Source organism: Donghicola eburneus, from assembly GCF_900115865.1.
Classification (GTDB): Bacteria; Pseudomonadota; Alphaproteobacteria; order Rhodobacterales; family Rhodobacteraceae; genus Donghicola; species Donghicola eburneus.
In genome coordinates this window covers 436298-454579 of sequence record NZ_FOXY01000001.1, presented here as the reverse complement: position 1 = coordinate 454579, position 18282 = coordinate 436298, and the positions used below count along the sequence as shown (strand labels likewise).

The window sequence follows — 18282 nt, the reverse complement described above, 5'->3', positions numbered from 1 at the left end:
TCAGGCCCCCACTTTTTGCTTGTGTGACGTCATTGCGGTGGGACCGGCTAATGCGATCAGCGCCTCTGGATCGACGATCAACGCAATCTGTCCGTCCCCCAGAATGGTTGCGGCTGAGATCCCTGGAATGGCGCCATAATTGCCTTCTAGGCTTTTGATCACGATCTGACGCTGGTCCCAGATTTCATCGACGGCAAACGCGTAAACAGCGCCGGTTTCTGCTTCGACCAAGATAAAGGGCCCGGCCGCATTGCGCTCTGTCCGGAACCCCAATAGGGGCGCAAGGTCGATGATCGGCACGTAGGCGCCACGGACCTTGAGCACCCAGTTATCCGGCGACAGCTCAATGACATCATCCGAACTCGCGCGGATGGTCTCGATAATGGTCGCAATCGGCACGACCATGGTTTCGTCGGCGACCGACACAACGATGCCGTCCAGCACAGCCAAAGTCAGAGGAAGCAAGATCGTAAAGGTCGATCCGCGGCCCTGCTCGCTGGTAATTGTGACCCGTCCCCCGATCGAGGTGATAGATGTTTTGACCACGTCCATGCCAACCCCGCGTCCAGACAGGTTCGTCACCTGATCTGCGGTCGAAAAGCCGGGCGCGAACAGAAGGTTGTCGATTTCTGTGTCCGACAGGTTGGTATCCTCGGCAACAAGCCCGTTCGCAATCGCCTTTTTCAGGATGCGGGCGCGGTCCAGTCCGGCGCCGTCGTCTGACACCTCGATCATCACATGACCTGACCGATGGGCGGCACTGAGCGTGACCGTACCGGTCGCGTGTTTGTCGGTGGCTGCGCGATCTTCGGGTGACTCCAGCCCGTGATCCACAGCGTTGCGCAACATGTGTGTCAGCGGATCTGCCAGACGTTCAATCAAGGTTTTGTCGATCTCGGTCGCCTCGCCGCGGGTCTCGAAGGACACCGCTTTGCCCGTCGCTTCACCCGCTTCGCGGACGACCCGCGCCATGCGCTGGAACAGAGACTTCACCGGCTGTGCACGGATCGACATGACTGCTTCTTGGATCTCGCGGGCGAGATATCGGTAATCATCCAAAGCGCTGGCGACCTCGGGATCAACAGGCGTTCCATCCCCTTCGATCTTCTGGGCAATAACGGCTTGATTGATAATGAGCTCGCCCACAGTGTTGATCAGCCGGTCGACGCGTTCTGGATCAATGCGCAGGGTTTGCGCCGACGCAGGACGCGCTTTGGCTGGCTTGGCTTGTGTCGAAGGCGGTGCTGGAACCTCTACCGCGATCTCGGACACGGGCCCGACTGGTGCAGGTGCGTCGTCCGAAAGGTAATCGATGCGTCCAAGGCCCTTTGCGTATTCAAAAGCCTCGGCAACCTCGCTTTCGGTTTTCCCTTTGATCTCGAGCGACCACACCAGATAACCGGTATCGACGTTGAAATCAGACAGGAGCGGCACCGTATCAGCGTCGCAGACTGCCGAAACATCGGGGCCCAAAGCCGTGAAAATCCGTTCGGGCTCGTGTCCATTGCGATAGAAACTCGCATCCGGGGCGAATTCGATCCGCACATCTTCGGGCTCGTCCAGTCCCAGTGGCAAGGCGGCAAAGGCGACGGGCGCGAACAAGTCCTCTTCGGGCTCGGGCTCTGCCGCCGTCTCGATATACCCGTTCAGGTCTGTCATGACTGGATCGTAGGCCGCCGGTTTTGCATCAGGTTCGACTTGCGCCAACTCGACCAATTCCGCCAGAACATCACTGGCTCGGGTAATCACACGCAGGACATCGGCGTCGATCCCAAGCGTATTGCTGCGAATTTTGTCCAGTACCGTCTCGTAACGGTGGGCGAAAGCGACCAGCGTCTCGAAACCAAAGGCGCCTGCTGATCCTTTGATCGAATGCACTGCGCGAAAGATGGCGTTGACCGTTTCGCTGCCCCAGTCGTCGTCGCCAATCTGCTGCAGGCCTTCGGTCATCGCTTCGACCAGCTCCTCGCACTCGGCAAAGAAAGTGGCCTTTAGGGCGTCCATACTCATGCCACGTCCTGCCCTGTCACGATGCGGACTGTGTTAACGAGGCCAGCTTCTTCGAAGGGCTTCACCAACCAACCGGTTGCGCCCAAAGATCGTGCGCGATTTCGGAATTCGTCGCTGCTTTCCGTGGTCAGAACCAAAACCGGCACCCGCCGGTTCTTCGGGGCGGATCGGATCGCTTCGATCACACCAAACCCGTCAAGGTTAGGCATATTGATGTCGGTGATCACCGCATCAAAGCGGCGCTGACCAAAGGCTTCGACCCCTTGAACGCCGTCATCCGCCGTCACCACGTCAAAGCCCGCGTTTTCCAAAGCCGCGGTCACCATCATCCGCATCGTCCGGGAATCGTCGATGGCCAGAACAGAGAGCGCCGTCATTGCAAAGCCCCCTCGAAATAGTCGGCAAAGCCCAAGGCGGTCAGGCTGCGCACGACCCCTTCGGATGGAGCGCGCAAAACAAACCGGCCCCCTTGTGCCTCGACCGATTTGCGGGCCGAGATCAGCATTTGTAGAACTTGCGCTGGCAACATGCGCGGGCCGCTTGCGTCGACACACACCTCGCCTGTGGCAACCGCAGCGGACAACGCCCCGATTGCGGTCTCGGGATCGTCCAACCAGTCGTCCGGTTCAAGCGTCAGAGTTGATAGGCTATCGCTCGCCAAAGCAGTCCCCCATTCGTTAAAAAACCGCGTCTTGGGGGAACGCTACGGGCCGAGGCCCTAACAACTCATGAAAGCGGGACCACGGTTCCCCGCGATGTATTTAGGATTTTCGCTAAATCTCAGAAGGTTGGCGGCGTACTCGCACTGATGACGACGCATTCATCTTTGCCGATCGCCCGAAAGGAATGGGGCATGCGGCTGTCGAACAAATAGGCATCCCCGGGCCCCAAAATCTTGCGCTGTTCCCCCACGATAACCTCGAGCCTGCCTTTGATGACAATGCCGCCTTCTTCACCCTCGTGGCTGAGCAGAACGGTGCCCGTGCTCGCCCCGACTTTGTAGGTTTCGTGCAGAATTTGCAGGGTACGACTAGGAATAGTACCGCCCACTTGACGGTAGGAAATGCCGCCCTTGCCAATCTCTTTCAGCTCTTCGGCAGCGAAAAACACCTGCTCGTTTGGCGTAGCATCAAAGGCAAAGAATTCCGCCATTCCAATCGGAAAGCCGGTCAGAACCCGCTTGAGCGCGCCCACTGACGGGTTCATCTGCCCGCTCTCGATCAGAGACACCGTGGAATTGTTGACCCCTGCTGCCTTGGCCAGCGCCCGTTGGGAGAGCCCCCGCGCAAGCCGCAAGCGACGCAGCCGGATGGCCACCTCGTTTTCTGGGTCATCGAAGTTGTTCACCATGTTCACGATCCGCAACGTTTTCCGATCCGGTATCGTTATATCAATATCTTAGAGAAAGCAAAAAACAGACTTCCGCTGGCAAACCAAAGGCGTAATCTGTCTCAAACGACTTATAGGATCGCTCTGATGAATCAAGCTGCGCGCAATATCCCGCTAGACGCCTTCTGGATGCCTTTTACCGCCAACCGCCAGTTCAAGGCCGACCCGCGGATGCTGGTCGGGGCCAAGGGGGTGCACTATACCTCTGACGACGGGCGCGATATTTTGGACGGCACTGCTGGTCTGTGGTGCTGCAACGCCGGGCACGGCTATGAATCGATCGCGAAGGCAGCATATAACCAGCTCTTGGAAATGGACTATGCGCCTGCGTTCCAGATGGGTCACCCGATCGCGTTTGAATTTGCCGATCGTTTGCGCGCCCTCGCGCCCGATGAATTCAAGCACGTGTTCTTCACCGGATCCGGCTCTGAGTCCGTAGATACCGCGCTGAAAATTGCGCTCGCCTACCACCGTGCGCGCGGCGAAGGCCAGCGCACCCGTCTAATCGGTCGCGAGCGTGGGTACCACGGCGTCGGCTTTGGCGGCATTTCCGTGGGCGGTATCGTCAACAACCGCAAGAACTTTGGCACAATGCTGACCGGCGTGGACCACCTGCCCCACACGCACCTGCCCGAGAACGCCTTTAGCAAGGGCCAGCCAGAGCATGGCGCGCATCTCGCCGACGATCTGGAGCGTATCATCGCCCTGCATGGCGCAGAAACCATTGCCGCTGTAATCGTGGAACCCGTCGCTGGCTCTACCGGTGTCTTGATCCCGCCCAAAGGCTATCTGCAGCGCCTGCGCGAGATCACCAGCCAGCACGGCATTCTGCTGATCTTTGACGAGGTTATCACTGGGTTTGGCCGTTTGGGGACGCCTTTTGCCAGCCAGAAATTTGGCGTCGTGCCCGACATGTTCACCACGGCCAAAGGGATCACCAACGGGACGCTGCCCATGGGCGCTGTGTTCGCGCAGGGCTTTATCCACGATGCCTTCATGACCGGCCCCGAGGGCATGATCGAACTGTTCCACGGCTACACCTATTCGGGCCACCCTGTGGCCTGCGCGGCCGGTTTGGCGACGCTCGACATTTACGAGCAGAACGGGTTGCTGACCCGTGCCGCAGAGCTTGAAAGCTACTGGGAAGAAAAGGTCCACAGCCTGCGCGACAAAGGCCCAATCAAGGATATCCGAAACATCGGTCTGATCGGTGGCGTGGAACTGGAAAGCCGCGAAGGTGAATTCGGAACAAGAGCTTACGAGGTCTTCCTCAAGTGCTACAAAGCCGGTGCCATGGTCCGCTATACGGGCGAAACGATTGCAATGTCGCCGCCGCTGATCTTTGAGAAAGAGAATATTGATACCCTGATCGATATTCTTGGCGAAGCGATCAGCACCACCGCCTAAACAGCGACCCCCGCGCCTCACATGGACGCGGGGGTTTCGCTTTACGGCAGTGGCAGAACTTGCACGCGACCCTCCAGCATGTGCGGCAGCAGCAGGTTCACCCCATCGGTCCCAATGTCAGCCAAGCCTGTTGGGAACCTACCGATCACCTCTGCGCCGCCGTCCTGAACTTCGATCAGGGCCCCCTGCACCCAGTCGCTAACGATCAGGCGTCCGTCCACCATCACAACACCGTCGATGTTTCCGACCCCTTCCGCGATCACCTCAATGTCTTGGCTTTCCGCATCAATCGCCAACACATCGCCCGGCGCGTCTGTGGTGAAATCCTCGTGCAGGCCCTGCCCCCAAGACCCAACGATCAACCGATCTTCATCCCAGGCAATCCCGTTCGGATGGCTGAGTGCTGCGCTTTGCACCCAAGGTTCAAAGTTTTCGTCCTGCAGGCGCCAGATCGTGTCAGTCATCAGATCAGAGACATAGACCGCGTCATCGGCCGCCGTCACATCATTTAGGAATTCGGCCGTTTTCGCGTGGTGGACAGCCACCACTGCAGCGCTCTCCAAATCCACTTCAACCAATCCCGTAACGTCTGCCACGAACAGCCGCTTCCCCAAGATCGCCATTCCCTTGGGCGCATCCAAACTCGTCAGCCAATGCTGTGCCATCACTGTCCCGTCAGGGTTCAGGCTGGACAAATAGCCATTCCCATCCGCGTCTGTGAAGCCACCTTTGATGTTGCTCACGATGATCCGGTTATGCGCCGCGTCAAAGATCGCTGACTCGGGCAACTCAAACTCACCTGCGGTTGCCGAATGGGCTGTAAAGGTCGCCGCCACACCTGCCACAAGGGTCGCATTCAAGCGTAAAGTCATTCTGAAATCTCCATCGGTAAAGATGAAAACTTCCTATATGTGTGATACGATTATTGCGCCGATCATCGTTTTGGTATCATTTAACGATACGACACCACCCAATCCCGTATCACAGGAGCCCACATGCGCGGAGATGTCTTCAAAGTCCTTCAAGAGGCTCTGCGTGCACGGCGCATGACCTATGCCGATCTGGCTGACACGCTGGGTCTGTCAGAACCCACAATCAAACGCATCTTTGCGGCGCGGGATTGCAAACTGAGCCGCATCATCGAAATTTGCGACGCACTCGATTTGTCGCTGTCGGACGTGACCGACAATGCTGCCCGCCAGAAGGCAGAGGCGACCGTATTACCCATGGCCACCGAACTAAGTTTGGCGGCCGACCCGCCCCTCTTTTACTTTCTGATCCTGCTGCGTGATCTGCGTGCGCCTGAATACATCGCACAAATCATGGGCCTGAGCCCGACGCGGCTGCACCAGATGGGCATGACGCTGGAACGTCTGGGATTGGCAGAGGTCGGTGCGGGCAACAAAATTCGGCTTTTGTCGCATGCCCCGATCCGGTTCCGACCCAATGGCCCGCTTCTGCCCCTCCTCAAAGAGGTCAACCTGCGCTTCATCGCGCATGGGATCAGCACCCCATCAGGTAACGCAGATCATTTCTTTACCATATCGCGCCGGATGCGGAGCGAAACCGCGCTGGAGATCCGCCAAGATATTCAGGCGCTGAGCGAGAAAATCTCGGAGCTTTCGCGACAGGACCAGCTGGTTGCACCAGAACACCTCCTCAAGCCCTACAAGATTGCGGGATTCTGGGGGGTCGTGGATTTCGGCGCCCTGATGGCGCGCCCTGCGAACACGCTGGAAACCGTGCCCCAAGGGCGCTAGGGTCCGCCGCGACGCGACACCCGAAAGGCCCCTGCCATGACCACCATCCCCCGTATCGACGCCCGCGAGATGATCTCCCGCGCGCCTGAAACGATGGCAGAGCTGCGCCGCGCAGCCCAAGAGGTCGGCTTCATGACTTTGGTGAACAGCGACCTTACGCCAGAGGACGTCTTGCGCGTGATCGACGCCTATCGCGCGTTCTTTCAGTTGCCAGAGGCCGCCAAAGAGCCTGTGAACATGGCCCGCACCGGTGCGAACCGCGGTTGGGGTGCACCCTATTCCGAACAGGTCGATCCCAACGCGAACCCCGACTACAAGCAGGTCTTTGACAGTGGCCTCGCGCTGCCCGCCAATGACCCGCTGGCCCATCTGACCTGCTACGCGCCAAATCAGTGGCCAGATCAGCCCGCCGGTTTCAAACAGATCGTCGAAGATTATGCGGACCGCGCGGTTGGCGTCGCCATGAACACACTTCGCGGGATTATTGCAGCGGTCGGCCTGCCCGAGGGCAGCTTTGACGAAGCCTTTACCAAGCCGATGACCTTGCTGCGCGGGAATTACTACCCCAGCCGTCCGGTCGATGCGGGTGCTAATGATTTCGGGATCGCGGCGCATACGGACTATGGCTGCGTGACGCTCTTGGCGACAGACGGCGTTGCGGGACTGGAAGTGCAGCAGCGCGACGGCTCATGGCTGGCTGTTCAAGCCGAGCCAGGCACATTCATCATTAATTTCGGCGAAATGCTGGAAAGCTGGACCAACGGGCGGATCAAAGCCACCTTGCACCGCGTCATCGGCACGAGCCAAGAACGCGTCAGCGTCCCGCTTTTCTTTAACCCGAATTACGACACCAATGTCGCCCCCCTTGGCTCGGGCGGAACACTGCTGGCGGGCGACCATCTAGAGCGCCGCTTTCGCGAGACCTACCTGCACCTGCAGCGCCCCGCGTGACAATTGGCACCAAGTGTCATGTCTGTGACACCTGCGGTCATGTGAGAAATTGCACCAATCGGTCAAAAGCCGTGTCAGAAAATTCAGACACGGAGCATGACCATGGAAGGTTACTCGAAGCACTTCATCCTCGCCCTATTCGCAGGCACCCTGCTGTCCGCCTGCGGTGACAGCGGCGCAAACTACACACCGATCAATGACGGCCCCACCACGATCGGGTTCCAGAGCGATCTGGCTGCCTGCCAGCGACTGGCCAAGAACCAGACCCAATTGACCCAAGAGACCTACGGTGCTGCCGCCATCGGAGCGGCCGCGGGGGCTCTGCTGTCGGCAGTGGCAGACGATGACGACATGGTTGGTAACGCGTTGGGGGGTGCCGCCATTCTGGGCGGCACGGTCGCGGTCGAAAACCAAGACAAGAAAGAAGACATCGTGATCAACTGCATGAAGGGGCGTGGCCATGCGGTCGTCGGATAGACCCTTTGCGGCGCTGGCGGCAGCAGTGTGCGGGCTAACCTATCTGGTTGGCCTGCTGATGTACGCGACCATCTTTGCTGGGGCAGATCTGGATGCGGCGGGCGTGCCGTCAATCCGGACCATCGCCTTTATCGTCACCCATTCCGGCGCGTTGCGGCTGTGGTATTTCAGCATTTATGTGGTCAACGGGCTGGCGCTGTTAATGCTGGTGCTGGCCCTGTCAGAGCGCAATGCGCCCCTTTGGCGACGCTGGATCACCGGAGTAGGCTTTGTCTGGTCCGCACTGGTGATTGCGGCGGGGCTTGTGGCCGTGGTGGCGCTGGCCAGTTTGCCAGAGATTTACCGCTCCGCCCCGTCGGATGCCGCCCGTCACTGGCACATCGCCACCAGTTTGATCGAGGGGATCGGCGGCGGGACCGAATTGCTTGGGGCACTATGGGTTTTGGGAATCGCAACAGGTTCAGCCCTTGTCCCAGCGCAAAAGGGTTTGGCCGTTGTGGTGGGCACGGCGGGCGTGCTGACCTTGCACCCCGCACTGGCAGAGGCCGGCGGCGCTGTGTTCGGAATTGGCTTTATGGGGCTATTTTTCTGGATCGCGGTGACGCTTTGGCCGAGATGCAATTGGCAATCCATCAAAGCCTGAGCGAATTGAATTGACGGGCCCAGACGGGCCCGTCATGGTCTGCGCAGATGGTTGCCCGCCCTGCTCCGGCAGGAACGGCATGAAAAGGGAACGTGGTGTAAATCCACGACTGCCCCCGCAACTGTAAGCGAAGAGCCCTTCGGCAGAACCACTGGCCCCGCGCCGGGAAGGTCCGAAACGGCAAAGACACGCGAGTCAGGAGACCTGCCATCTAAGCAATGCAAACCCGGACGGGGTGTTCCGGCGGATGCGGTGGCCCCAGCTTCTGCAGCGTTCGGGCATATCGGTTTCCGCCTGTCCTCCTTGGTCCAAACGCGCGGAGGGCGCTATGACCTTAACGACCATCGTGGCCGGACTGACGGCCGCAAAACACTCTCAAATTGATCCGACAGAACGGGCGCGGGCGGGCTTTCTTCAATGGTGTCTGAGCCTTGAGGATACGACCGACATGCGCGCAGAGGCCCGCGCAGCAATCGCGAAACTGCACTATTTCGATTCCGACTCAGCAGCATTGGCCGCGTTCGAAACCATGCTGGTCGAAGCGACACGGCCCATGCCCGCCCCCAGACGCCGCGGGGCCAGACGGGGTCAAATGCGGCTTCAGTAAAAGGTTGCAACCATCTGACCAGCAAACTGCAAACAAATTGATCGGCGCTACCATCGTCAAGGTTGCGCCGTTCCGTCGCAGCCACCCCATACATTGGTCGCAAAGATACCGCGCTAACGGTTTTCTCATTTTGCACCTATCACATTGTTTTCACGAAAATTTCACCTCTCAATTTTCAGTGAATTTACAAAATGACATCTGCGAGTAAACAAGCTTCACAAATAAATTGATGCCTTGCAGGGACTTATTCCATTGTTTTCAAACTCTGGTAATGTCTCGCTAAGGGAGAGACGCCGACATATTCTGTGGCTGCAATTTGCCCCCATACGGGGCGTCCATAAAACGACAGAGGGAGGAGCCTAATGTCCACTCAAGCGCAAACCGCCGAGGTCAAGGAACCGGTCTATCCAGTTCCGACTGAATTCGCGAAAACCGCTCATATTGATGCGGCAAAGTATCAAGAGATGTATGCCCAGTCGGTGAACGACCCCGAAGCATTCTGGGGCGAGCACGGCAAACGTCTGGACTGGATCAAGCCCTACACCCAAGTCAAAGACGTCAACTACAACTTCGGTGAAGTCAGCATCAAGTGGTTCCACGATGGCACCCTGAACGTTGCCTACAACTGTATTGACCGTCACCTCGAAAAGCGCGGCGACCAGACTGCGATCATCTTCGAGCCCGACAATCCGGACGACGAAGCACAGCACATCACTTACAACGAGCTGCACGACAAAGTTTGCCGCATGGCGAACGTCCTGCGCAGCCAGGGTGTGACCAAAGGTGATCGTGTCATCCTGTATCTCCCCATGATCCCCGAAGCGGCGTATGCGATGCTGGCCTGTGCCCGTATCGGCGCGATCCACTCGATCGTGTTTGCGGGCTTCTCGCCCGACGCTCTGGCAAACCGCGTCAACGACTGCGGCGCCAAGGTCATCATCACCGCAGACGAAGCGCCCCGTGGCGGCCGTGTCACCCCGCTGAAGTCGAACGCGGATGCCGCGCTTCTGCACTGCTCGGACAAGGTTCGCTGCCTCGTGGTCAAGCACACCGGCGGTCAGACCACTTGGGTCGACGGTCGCGACGTGGACGTGAACGCTCTGATGGAGCATGCAGCTCCCGAATGCCCCGTCGAGGAAGTGAACGCCGAAGATCCGCTGTTCATCCTGTACACCTCGGGCTCGACCGGCAAACCCAAGGGCGTTGTCCACTGCTCGGGCGGCTATCTGGTCTACGCGGCGATGACCCAAGAGCTGGTCTTCGACTACCACGAGGGCGACGTCTACTGGTGTACCGCTGACGTGGGTTGGGTCACCGGCCACTCGTACATCGTTTATGGCCCGCTGGCGAACGGCGCGACCTCGCTAATGTTCGAAGGTGTTCCTACCTACCCCGACGCCGGTCGTTTCTGGGCTGTCTGCGAAAAGCACAAGGTCAACCAGTTCTACACCGCGCCGACCGCGATCCGCGCTCTGATGGGCAAGGGCACCGAGTTCGTCGAGAAGTATGACCTGTCGTCGATCAAGACCCTTGGCACCGTGGGTGAACCGATCAACCCCGAAGCATGGAATTGGTACAACGACGTTGTCGGCAAGGGCAAAGCGCCTATCGTTGACACGTGGTGGCAGACCGAAACCGGTGGTCACCTGCTGACACCGCTACCCGGCGCAACCGCGCTGAAGCCCGGCTCGGCAACCACGCCCTTCTTTGGTGTTCAGCCGATCGTTCTGGACCCCACCACTGCCGAAGTTCTCGAAGGTGCGACCGAAGGCGTTCTGTGTATCGCCGACAGCTGGCCCGGCCAGATGCGTACCGTCTGGGGCGACCACGAGCGCTTCCAGGACACGTACTTCAGTCAGTACAAGGGCTACTACTTCTCGGGTGACGGCTGCCGCCGTGACGAGGATGGCTACTACTGGATCACTGGCCGTGTGGACGACGTGATCAACGTATCGGGTCACCGCATGGGCACTGCCGAAGTCGAAAGCGCGCTGGTGGCACACGCCAAAGTCGCCGAGGCCGCAGTGGTTGGCTACCCGCACGAGATCAAGGGTCAGGGCATCTACGCCTATGTCACCCTGATGAACGGCGAAGAGCCCACCGAAGAGCTGCGCAAAGAGCTGGAGAAGTGGGTCCGCACCGAGATCGGTCCGATCGCGAAACCCGACCTGATCCAGTGGGCCCCCAACCTGCCCAAGACCCGTTCGGGCAAGATCATGCGCCGTATCCTGCGCAAGATCGCCGAGAACGACTTTGGCGCGCTGGGTGACACTTCGACCTTGGCCGAACCCGGCTGCGTGGACGAGCTGATCGAAAACCGGATGAACCGGGGCTAACGGAGATGGATGGAGCGACAACCATGACCACACCCGCAGTTCTCATTTTGCTTGGCCCCCCCGGGGCCGGCAAAGGCACCCAGGCACGCCGTCTCGAAGAGAAGTTCGGTCTGGTGCAACTGTCGACCGGTGACATGCTGCGCGCAGCTGTTGCCGCCGGCACCGACGCGGGCAAAGCGGCCAAGACCGTGATGGACGCGGGCGAGCTGGTCAGCGACGAGATCGTCATCAACATTCTGCGGGACCGCCTCAAAGAGGAGGACGTCGCCAAAGGCGCCATCCTTGACGGCTTCCCCCGCACCACTGTTCAGGCCGAAGCTCTTGATGGGCTGCTGGCCGAGAATGGCCAGTCGGTCAACGCCGCCATCGCGATGGAAGTCGACGATGCAGCGATGGTCGAGCGTATCTCTGGCCGTTACACCTGCGCCGGTTGCGGCGAAGGATATCATGACAGCTTCAAGCAGCCCGCTGCCGAAGGTGTTTGTGACAACTGCGGAAGCACGGAATTCAAGCGCCGTGCCGACGACAAGGCTGAAACCGTGGGAGCCCGCCTCGAGGCGTACCACGCTCAGACCGCCCCCCTGATCGCCTACTACGACGAAAAGGGGCAACTTAGCCGCGTGGACGCCATGGGCGACATCGATGCGATCACCGCAAAGATGACCGAAATGGTAGAGAGCGCGATCAGCTAGGTTTTCTAGAATGTCTCCGGGGCGAAGGAGGAACCGCCCCGGACTACGACTCAAGACCATAGCTTTTTGGAAAATGGGGAGGATTGCCTATGGCAAGCCAACAGGACAGCTCGGCCTACTGGTCGAAAAATATTAGTATCATCAAAGGGTGCCTGATCGTCTGGTTCGTGTCATCCTTTGGCATGGCCATTCTGCTGCGCCCGCTTCTGTCGGGTATCGAAGTCGGCGGAACGGACCTTGGTTTCTGGTTCGCACAACAGGGAAGCATCCTCGTCTTTCTTGTTCTGATTTTCTTCTACGCATGGCGCATGCACAAGCTCGACGTCGAATACGGCGTGGACGAAGAATAAGTTTTAAGGACCTGATATCATGGATCAATTTACACTAAACCTGCTGGTGGTGGGCGCGACGTTCGCCCTGTACATCGGCATCGCGATCTGGGCCCGCGCGGGTTCAACCTCGGAATTCTACGCAGCCGGCCGCGGCGTTCACCCTGTGGTGAATGGTATGGCAACCGGTGCGGACTGGATGTCGGCAGCTTCGTTCATCTCGATGGCCGGTATCATCGCATTTGGCGGCTACAACACCTCTGCCTACCTGATGGGCTGGACCGGCGGCTACGTTCTGCTGGCGATGCTGCTTGCGCCCTACCTGCGCAAGTTCGGCAAGTTCACCGTGCCTGAGTTCATCGGCGACCGCTTCTACAGCCAGACTGCGCGTACCGTCGCCGTTATCTGCCTGATCGTTGCATCGCTGACCTACGTGATCGGTCAGATGACCGGTGTGGGTGTTGCGTTCTCGCGCTTCCTCGAAGTTGACAAGCTGACCGGCCTTCTGATCGGTGCGGCCATCGTGTTCTTCTACGCGGTTATCGGCGGCATGAAGGGCATCACCTACACTCAGGTTGCGCAGTACGTCGTTCTGATCATCGCATACACCATCCCCGCGATCTTCATCTCGCTGCAGCTGACCGGCAACGCGCTCCCGCCGATGGGCCTGTTCTCGGACGCGACATCGTCGGGCGAGCCTCTGCTGTCGACCCTGAACGGTCTGCTGAACGATCTGGGCTTTGCAAACTACACCGAACAGACCGACACCACCCTGAACATGTTCCTGTTCACCGTGTCGCTGATGATCGGTACCGCGGGTCTGCCCCACGTGATCGTTCGCTTCTTCACCGTTCCTACCGTGAAAGACGCACGTTACTCGGCAGGTTGGGCACTGGTTTTCATCGCACTGCTGTACCTCACCGCTCCTGCGGTTGGCGCAATGGCGCGTCTGAACCTGATCAACACCGTCTACCCCAATGGCACCACCGAGCAGCCTCTGGCCTATGACGATCGTCCCGAGTGGGTCAGCAACTGGGAACAGACCGGTCTGCTGAGCTTCGAAGACAAGAACGGCGACGGCCTGATCCAGTACGTTGCGGATGCAGACGCCAACGAGTTTATCGTAAACCGTGACATCATCACGCTGGCGAACCCCGAAATCGCGCAACTGCCTGCATGGGTGATCGCGCTGGTTGCGGCTGGTGGTCTGGCAGCGGCGCTGTCCACGGCGGCTGGTCTGTTGATGGCGATTTCGTCGGCGGTTTCGCACGACTTGATCAAGTCGCAGATCAATCCCGAGATCTCGGAAAAAGGCGAACTGCTGTCGGCACGTGTGTCGATGGGTGTGGCTATCGTGATCGCAACCTACCTGGGCGCCAACCCTCCGGGCTTTGCAGCGCAAACCGTGGCTCTGGCCTTCGGTCTGGCAGCGGCATCGATCTTCCCGGCGCTGATGATGGGCATCTTCTCGAAGCGCATCAACAACACCGGCGCGGTTGCTGGCATGGTCACCGGTCTGATCGTCACCCTCGTGTACATCTTCCTGCACAAGGGCTGGTTCTTCATCCCCGGCACCAACAGCTTCACCGATGCTGATCCGCTGCTGCTTTCGATCAAGTCGACTTCGTTCGGTGCGATCGGCGCTCTGCTGAACTTCATCGTAGCCTACTTTGTGTCGAACGCCACCGAAGACACCCCGCAAGAGATCAAAGAACTGGTCGAAGCGGTTCGTGTTCCCCGCGGCTCGAGCGCAGCGGTTGACCACTAATCCCAAGCAGATGGGGCGGTTCGCCGCCCCTTCCCTTGGTTGCCTTTCAGCCCTGTCCGGTTTCAACTGGGCAGGGCTTTTCACATCAGACAGATTTCAACCATGACGATTCCTTTGACAGATATCTCGGCTTTTCTCGGTGGACTGCACCCCTATGACGGTCTGACCGAAGCCGAACGAGAGACGCTGGCGGCGGCGATAGAGGTGCAGACCCTGCCTCAAGGCGCGACGATCTACCGTCATGGGCAGCCGCTCGACGGGCTGTATATCGTGTGGTCCGGCACGGTCGAGGTCGTGGACGCCAACGACATTCCCGTGTCTATTCTGGGCCCCCGCAATTCTTTTGCCGAACGTGGCCTCTTGCGCGAAGGCGTGGCTGTGACCACTGCCACCGCAACCGAACAAACCGTTCTGCTGATGCTGCCCAAAATGCAGTTCGCGGAACTCATCCATGATCATCAGGTCGCCCGCCGTTTCTTTGACCGCTCGCGCACCCCCGCCCCGCGCGGCAGCGATCTGGCCACCAGCCGGGTCGAAACGATCATGCACCCCTCGGCCTATTTCTGCATGCCGGGCACCACAGTACAGGATGCCGCGCGCGAGATGCGCGACCGGCATGTGTCCTGCCTTTGCGTGCTCGAGGATGATCGGCTCGTTGGGATCGTCACCAATCGCGACCTGACCGAAAAGGCGCTGGCGGATGGCATGGCCATCGACACCCACGTAGACAAGGTCATGACCAAAGATCCGCTGACGCTGGAGCCTTCGGCCATCGGGTCAGACGTGCTGCACGCCATGATGGAGCGGCGCATCGGGCATATCCCGATCACGCGCAACGGCGCACTCGTTGGCATTGTTACGCAGACCGATTTGACCCGTTTTCAGGCGGTCAGTTCAGCCGAATTGGTGGCCGAGATCGCAGGCTCTGACAGCGCCGAAGAAATGGCTGCCGTCACGGCCCGCATCCCGAAATTGCTGGTGCAGCTGGTGGCCGCTGGCAATCGGCACGAGGTTGTCACGCGGTTGATCACCGATGTGGCCGACACCGCCACCCGCCGCCTGCTGGCCTTGGCCGAAGAGCAATTGGGCACGCCACCTGTGCCTTACCTCTGGGCCGCATGCGGCAGCCAAGGGCGCCAAGAGCAAACCGGCGTCAGCGACCAAGACAACTGCCTGATCATCGCCGACGGTGTGACCCATGACCAGATGGCGTACTTCCGACGTCTTGCGACCTTTGTGTGCGACGGGCTAAACACATGCGGCTACGTCTATTGTCCCGGCGATATGATGGCGACTGCGGATCGGTGGTGTCAGCCTCTGTCCGTCTGGCGCGGGTACTTCGAGAACTGGATCAACAAACCCAGCCCCGAAGCACAGATGCTGGCCAGCGTGATGTTCGACCTGCGCCCCATCGGCGGCGACACCGCGATGTTCAAGGACCTGCAACTGGACACCCTGCGAAAAGCGTCGGGCAACAGCATCTTTGTTGCGCACATGATCAGCAACTCACTAAAGCACACGCCGCCCTTGGGGCTCTTGCGAGGGTTCGCGACCATCCGCTCGGGCGAGCATAAGAATAGCATCGATCTAAAGCACAACGGCGTCGTCCCGATCGCCGACTTGGGCCGCGTTTACGCGCTGCAAGGACAGTTAACAGCCTTCAACACCCGCGCGCGTCTTGAAGGGGCGGCAGGGGCGGGGCTGATTTCTCCGTCTGGCGCGCGGGATTTGCTGGACGCCTACGATCTGATCGCAGAAACACGACTTCAACATCAGGCCCGCCTGATCAAAGCCGGAGAGGCACCGGACAACTTCATGTCTCCGGCCAGCCTGTCGGATCTGGAACGCAGCCACCTGCGCGACGCCTTTGTCGTCGTCAAGGGCATGCAGGCTGCTGTTGGCCATGGCAAAGGTGCCTTGAGCTAAGGACTACACCGCTTCTTGGGGAGGAAAGCGTATGTTTTGGGGATTTATCGCAGTCATCGTCGCCGGTATCGGCGGTGCGGGCATCTCGATTATTCTAGGGAAAATCACCAAGGGGCGAACGCCGAAATGGCTCACGCCTTTTGCCGCGGCCTTTGCGATGCTGGTGACAACAATCAGCAACGAATACCTGTGGTATGACCAGAGCACGGCGAACCTGAAGCCGGGCGTCGCGGTGGTCAGCACCATCGAAAGCAGCGCGTTCTACCGCCCGTGGACCTATCTCTTTCCGATCACCGACCGCTTTGCCGCGCTCGACACCAATAGCCTGACAGCCCATCCGTCGGGCCAAAATCGCGTGGTGGGCGACCTGTATTTCTTTGCCCGTTGGGAGAACACCCAGCGCCTGCAAATCCTGTTCGACTGCGCCAGCGGCGGCACCTTGCCCATGGTGCCGGGCGAAACATATGACGAGGTGACCGAAGCCGACTTTGCTAATCCCAATGGCGACGAAGAGATGGTCTCCCTCGCCTGCAGCGGAGGGACCGAGTGATGTTTACCAATCTCGGGCTTCGGCTGCGAATTTTCCTGATTTTCTCGGCGCTGGCTGCGGCGCTGATCATTGTCATGATCGGCGCGCTCTTTATGGGGTGGCGGAACTCTTTTTCTGCACCGGACGGGTTTATCACTTCGGGGGTCATTGCGGCCTTTGGCATTCTGGCAGTTTGCGCGGCGGTTTGGCTGCTCTTTGACGAAAATGTCGCCAAGCCAATTCTACGTCTGTCCTCACATCTGCGCACCCGCGCCCACTCTGGCGCCCATGTTGCGCTGAACGCAGATGACGCGAAATACCTTGGCGATCTGGCCCCTGCGGCTCAGGCGATCAGCCAGGAACTGGGCCAATCCGCCATGTCACAGGCCGAGGCCGTCGCCCAAGCCACCGCGCGCCTGTCGGCGGATCGCGACCACCTGACCGCTCTTTTGACCGAGATTCCAGTGGCGATGATCCTTGTGAACCCATCCCATCAGATCGTCCTCTACGATGGCCAAGCGGCAGAGGTACTAAACCAGATTGCACCGCCGCGCATGGGGGCGTCGATCACCGAGTTTTTTGATGAAAGAAGCTTGCTCAACGCCCACGCCAAGCTCTCGAAAACCGGCAAAGAAGTCATTTGCACCCTGCGCGGCGTCAAAGGGCAGCAGGAATACGAGGCCAAACTGCGTCCTCTTGGCGGGGCGCCGGGCTACATGATCGTCATCGACAGCGCCACGGCCCTGATCGCACCAGAGGCGAGCCGCCCGCTCACCTATGATTTTGCCCTGATGGACCGGTCCGTAGACCACGCCCATGCCGACATGCCCCTATGCGAGATGAGTTATGTGGTCTTTGATACGGAGACCACAGGGCTTTTGCCCCACAAGGACGACGTGGTGCAGCTGGGTGCGATGCGCGTCCTGCGCGGTCGGATTGTCGAAGGAGAGGTGATCGACACCCTCGTGGACCCGAAGCGCCCCATCCCCGCCGCCTCGACCAAGGTGCACGGGATCAGTGACCACATGGTGATTGGTGCGCCGGATTTCGGAAGTGTGACCCGCCGCTTTCACGCCTTTTGCACCGGCTCGGTGATTGTGGCGCACAACGCGCCCTTCGACATGGCCTTCTTGCATCGGCAAAGCAAAGAGATGGACATCGCTTTTGACCATCCGATCCTTGATACGGTTCTGGTGTCGGCGGTGCTCTTTGGGGCAGATGCCAAACACACGCTGGATGCGATCTGCGACCGTCTGGGGATCACCATCCCCGAGCATCTGCGGCACACGGCCCTTGGCGATGCACAAGCGACTGCCGAAGTTTTGTGCGCCATGATCCCGATGCTGCAGGCCCAAGGCATGCGCACCTTTGGCGATGTCATTCAGGAAACCCGCAAACACGGGCGCTTGCTGCAGGACCTAAATACCCCCGCCTAGGCCGCTTTTGTCCGATCCTCGG

Annotated in this window: 18 protein-coding genes and 1 riboswitch; of the genes, 13 read left to right on the top strand and 5 right to left on the bottom strand. The window is 59.4% G+C overall.

The window, feature by feature from the left end; all coding sequences use genetic code 11:
• The 4 genes from BM225_RS02125 to BM225_RS02110 form a co-directional block, all read right to left on the bottom strand.
• The gene (locus BM225_RS02125) at nt 1-2010 is read right to left on the bottom strand and encodes a chemotaxis protein CheA (RefSeq protein ID WP_072706323.1); all 2010 of its coding nucleotides are present in this window, start codon (nt 2008-2010) and stop codon (nt 1-3) included.
• A complete protein-coding gene (locus BM225_RS02120; RefSeq protein WP_072706322.1) occupies nt 2007-2387 on the bottom strand; it encodes a response regulator in 381 nt (126 codons plus the stop codon). The genes BM225_RS02125 and BM225_RS02120 overlap by 4 nt, the downstream gene beginning before the upstream one ends.
• Nucleotides 2384-2671, bottom strand: coding sequence for an STAS domain-containing protein (locus BM225_RS02115; protein WP_083595662.1), 288 nt, complete (start codon nt 2669-2671; stop codon nt 2384-2386). Before BM225_RS02115 ends, BM225_RS02120 begins: the two co-directional genes overlap by 4 nt.
• 119 nt (nt 2672-2790) lie before the next feature.
• Nucleotides 2791-3360 carry a cupin domain-containing protein gene (locus BM225_RS02110; protein WP_072706320.1) on the bottom strand — a complete coding sequence of 190 codons (570 nt, stop codon included), beginning with the start codon at nt 3358-3360 and terminating at the stop codon, nt 2791-2793.
• Nucleotides 3361-3486: 126 nt separating this feature from the next.
• Here BM225_RS02110 and aptA point away from each other — a divergent pair, with 126 nt between their 5' ends.
• The gene (gene aptA / locus BM225_RS02105) at nt 3487-4806 is read left to right on the top strand and encodes an omega-aminotransferase AptA (RefSeq protein WP_072706319.1); all 1320 of its coding nucleotides are present in this window, start codon (nt 3487-3489) and stop codon (nt 4804-4806) included.
• Nucleotides 4807-4847: 41 nt separating this feature from the next.
• On the opposite strand, the gene BM225_RS02100 is transcribed toward aptA, so the two are convergent.
• Nucleotides 4848-5678, bottom strand: a complete 831-nt coding sequence (locus tag BM225_RS02100; RefSeq protein ID WP_072706318.1) for an SMP-30/gluconolactonase/LRE family protein — start codon at nt 5676-5678, stop codon at nt 4848-4850.
• A gap of 123 nt (nt 5679-5801) precedes the next feature.
• Here BM225_RS02100 and BM225_RS02095 point away from each other — a divergent pair, with 123 nt between their 5' ends.
• From BM225_RS02095 to BM225_RS02040, 12 genes are all read left to right on the top strand, one after another.
• Complete coding sequence (locus BM225_RS02095; protein WP_092463734.1) at nt 5802-6566, top strand: helix-turn-helix domain-containing protein; 765 nt, start codon at nt 5802-5804, stop codon at nt 6564-6566.
• 36 nt (nt 6567-6602) lie between these two features.
• Entirely contained in the window at nt 6603-7517 is a 915-nt protein-coding gene (locus tag BM225_RS02090; RefSeq protein WP_072706316.1) for an isopenicillin N synthase family dioxygenase, read from the top strand.
• A 96-nt stretch (nt 7518-7613) separates the two neighbouring features.
• Nucleotides 7614-7994 (top strand): glycine zipper family protein, encoded by a 381-nt coding sequence (locus BM225_RS02085; RefSeq protein ID WP_245780394.1) that lies wholly within the window; start codon nt 7614-7616, stop codon nt 7992-7994.
• Nucleotides 7978-8637, top strand: coding sequence for a hypothetical protein (locus tag BM225_RS02080; RefSeq protein WP_072706314.1), 660 nt, complete (start codon nt 7978-7980; stop codon nt 8635-8637). The genes BM225_RS02085 and BM225_RS02080 overlap by 17 nt, the downstream gene beginning before the upstream one ends.
• 31 nt (nt 8638-8668) lie before the next feature.
• Nucleotides 8669-8863: riboswitch (cobalamin riboswitch) on the top strand.
• Between the two features lie 102 nt (nt 8864-8965).
• A complete protein-coding gene (locus BM225_RS02075; RefSeq protein WP_072706313.1) occupies nt 8966-9244 on the top strand; it encodes a hypothetical protein in 279 nt (92 codons plus the stop codon).
• 362 nt (nt 9245-9606) lie between these two features.
• Complete coding sequence (gene acs / locus BM225_RS02070; protein ID WP_072706312.1) at nt 9607-11580, top strand: acetate--CoA ligase; 1974 nt, start codon at nt 9607-9609, stop codon at nt 11578-11580.
• Nucleotides 11581-11603: 23 nt separating this feature from the next.
• Nucleotides 11604-12272 (top strand): adenylate kinase, encoded by a 669-nt coding sequence (locus BM225_RS02065; protein WP_245780393.1) that lies wholly within the window; start codon nt 11604-11606, stop codon nt 12270-12272.
• Between the two features lie 89 nt (nt 12273-12361).
• Nucleotides 12362-12622, top strand: coding sequence for a DUF4212 domain-containing protein (locus BM225_RS02060; RefSeq protein WP_072706310.1), 261 nt, complete (start codon nt 12362-12364; stop codon nt 12620-12622).
• A 19-nt stretch (nt 12623-12641) separates the two neighbouring features.
• Complete coding sequence (locus tag BM225_RS02055; RefSeq protein WP_072706309.1) at nt 12642-14369, top strand: sodium:solute symporter family protein; 1728 nt, start codon at nt 12642-12644, stop codon at nt 14367-14369.
• Nucleotides 14370-14471: 102 nt separating this feature from the next.
• The gene (locus BM225_RS02050) at nt 14472-16295 is read left to right on the top strand and encodes a DUF294 nucleotidyltransferase-like domain-containing protein (RefSeq protein ID WP_177218558.1); all 1824 of its coding nucleotides are present in this window, start codon (nt 14472-14474) and stop codon (nt 16293-16295) included.
• A gap of 31 nt (nt 16296-16326) precedes the next feature.
• A complete protein-coding gene (locus BM225_RS02045; protein ID WP_072706308.1) occupies nt 16327-16845 on the top strand; it encodes a hypothetical protein in 519 nt (172 codons plus the stop codon).
• Nucleotides 16845-18260, top strand: a complete 1416-nt coding sequence (locus tag BM225_RS02040) for a 3'-5' exonuclease (RefSeq protein WP_072706307.1) — start codon at nt 16845-16847, stop codon at nt 18258-18260. Before BM225_RS02045 ends, BM225_RS02040 begins: the two co-directional genes overlap by 1 nt.
• The last annotated feature ends 22 nt before the right edge of the window (nt 18261-18282 follow it).

What these genes read in the sequence shown, in the direction of transcription:
- BM225_RS02125 (WP_072706323.1), bottom strand. Translation starts at nt 2,010, where the DNA reads ATGAGTATGGACGCCCTAAAGGCCACTTTCTTTGCCGAGTGCGAGGAG.
- BM225_RS02120 (WP_072706322.1), bottom strand. Translation starts at nt 2,387, where the DNA reads ATGACGGCGCTCTCTGTTCTGGCCATCGACGATTCCCGGACGATGCGG.
- BM225_RS02110 (WP_072706320.1), bottom strand. Translation starts at nt 3,360, where the DNA reads ATGGTGAACAACTTCGATGACCCAGAAAACGAGGTGGCCATCCGGCTG.
- aptA (WP_072706319.1), top strand. Translation starts at nt 3,487, where the DNA reads ATGAATCAAGCTGCGCGCAATATCCCGCTAGACGCCTTCTGGATGCCT.
- BM225_RS02100 (WP_072706318.1), bottom strand. Translation starts at nt 5,678, where the DNA reads ATGACTTTACGCTTGAATGCGACCCTTGTGGCAGGTGTGGCGGCGACC.
- BM225_RS02095 (WP_092463734.1), top strand. Translation starts at nt 5,802, where the DNA reads ATGCGCGGAGATGTCTTCAAAGTCCTTCAAGAGGCTCTGCGTGCACGG.
- BM225_RS02090 (WP_072706316.1), top strand. Translation starts at nt 6,603, where the DNA reads ATGACCACCATCCCCCGTATCGACGCCCGCGAGATGATCTCCCGCGCG.
- BM225_RS02085 (WP_245780394.1), top strand. Translation starts at nt 7,614, where the DNA reads ATGACCATGGAAGGTTACTCGAAGCACTTCATCCTCGCCCTATTCGCA.
- BM225_RS02080 (WP_072706314.1), top strand. Translation starts at nt 7,978, where the DNA reads ATGCGGTCGTCGGATAGACCCTTTGCGGCGCTGGCGGCAGCAGTGTGC.
- BM225_RS02075 (WP_072706313.1), top strand. Translation starts at nt 8,966, where the DNA reads ATGACCTTAACGACCATCGTGGCCGGACTGACGGCCGCAAAACACTCT.
- acs (WP_072706312.1), top strand. Translation starts at nt 9,607, where the DNA reads ATGTCCACTCAAGCGCAAACCGCCGAGGTCAAGGAACCGGTCTATCCA.
- BM225_RS02065 (WP_245780393.1), top strand. Translation starts at nt 11,604, where the DNA reads ATGACCACACCCGCAGTTCTCATTTTGCTTGGCCCCCCCGGGGCCGGC.
- BM225_RS02060 (WP_072706310.1), top strand. Translation starts at nt 12,362, where the DNA reads ATGGCAAGCCAACAGGACAGCTCGGCCTACTGGTCGAAAAATATTAGT.
- BM225_RS02055 (WP_072706309.1), top strand. Translation starts at nt 12,642, where the DNA reads ATGGATCAATTTACACTAAACCTGCTGGTGGTGGGCGCGACGTTCGCC.
- BM225_RS02050 (WP_177218558.1), top strand. Translation starts at nt 14,472, where the DNA reads ATGACGATTCCTTTGACAGATATCTCGGCTTTTCTCGGTGGACTGCAC.
- BM225_RS02045 (WP_072706308.1), top strand. Translation starts at nt 16,327, where the DNA reads ATGTTTTGGGGATTTATCGCAGTCATCGTCGCCGGTATCGGCGGTGCG.
- BM225_RS02040 (WP_072706307.1), top strand. Translation starts at nt 16,845, where the DNA reads ATGTTTACCAATCTCGGGCTTCGGCTGCGAATTTTCCTGATTTTCTCG.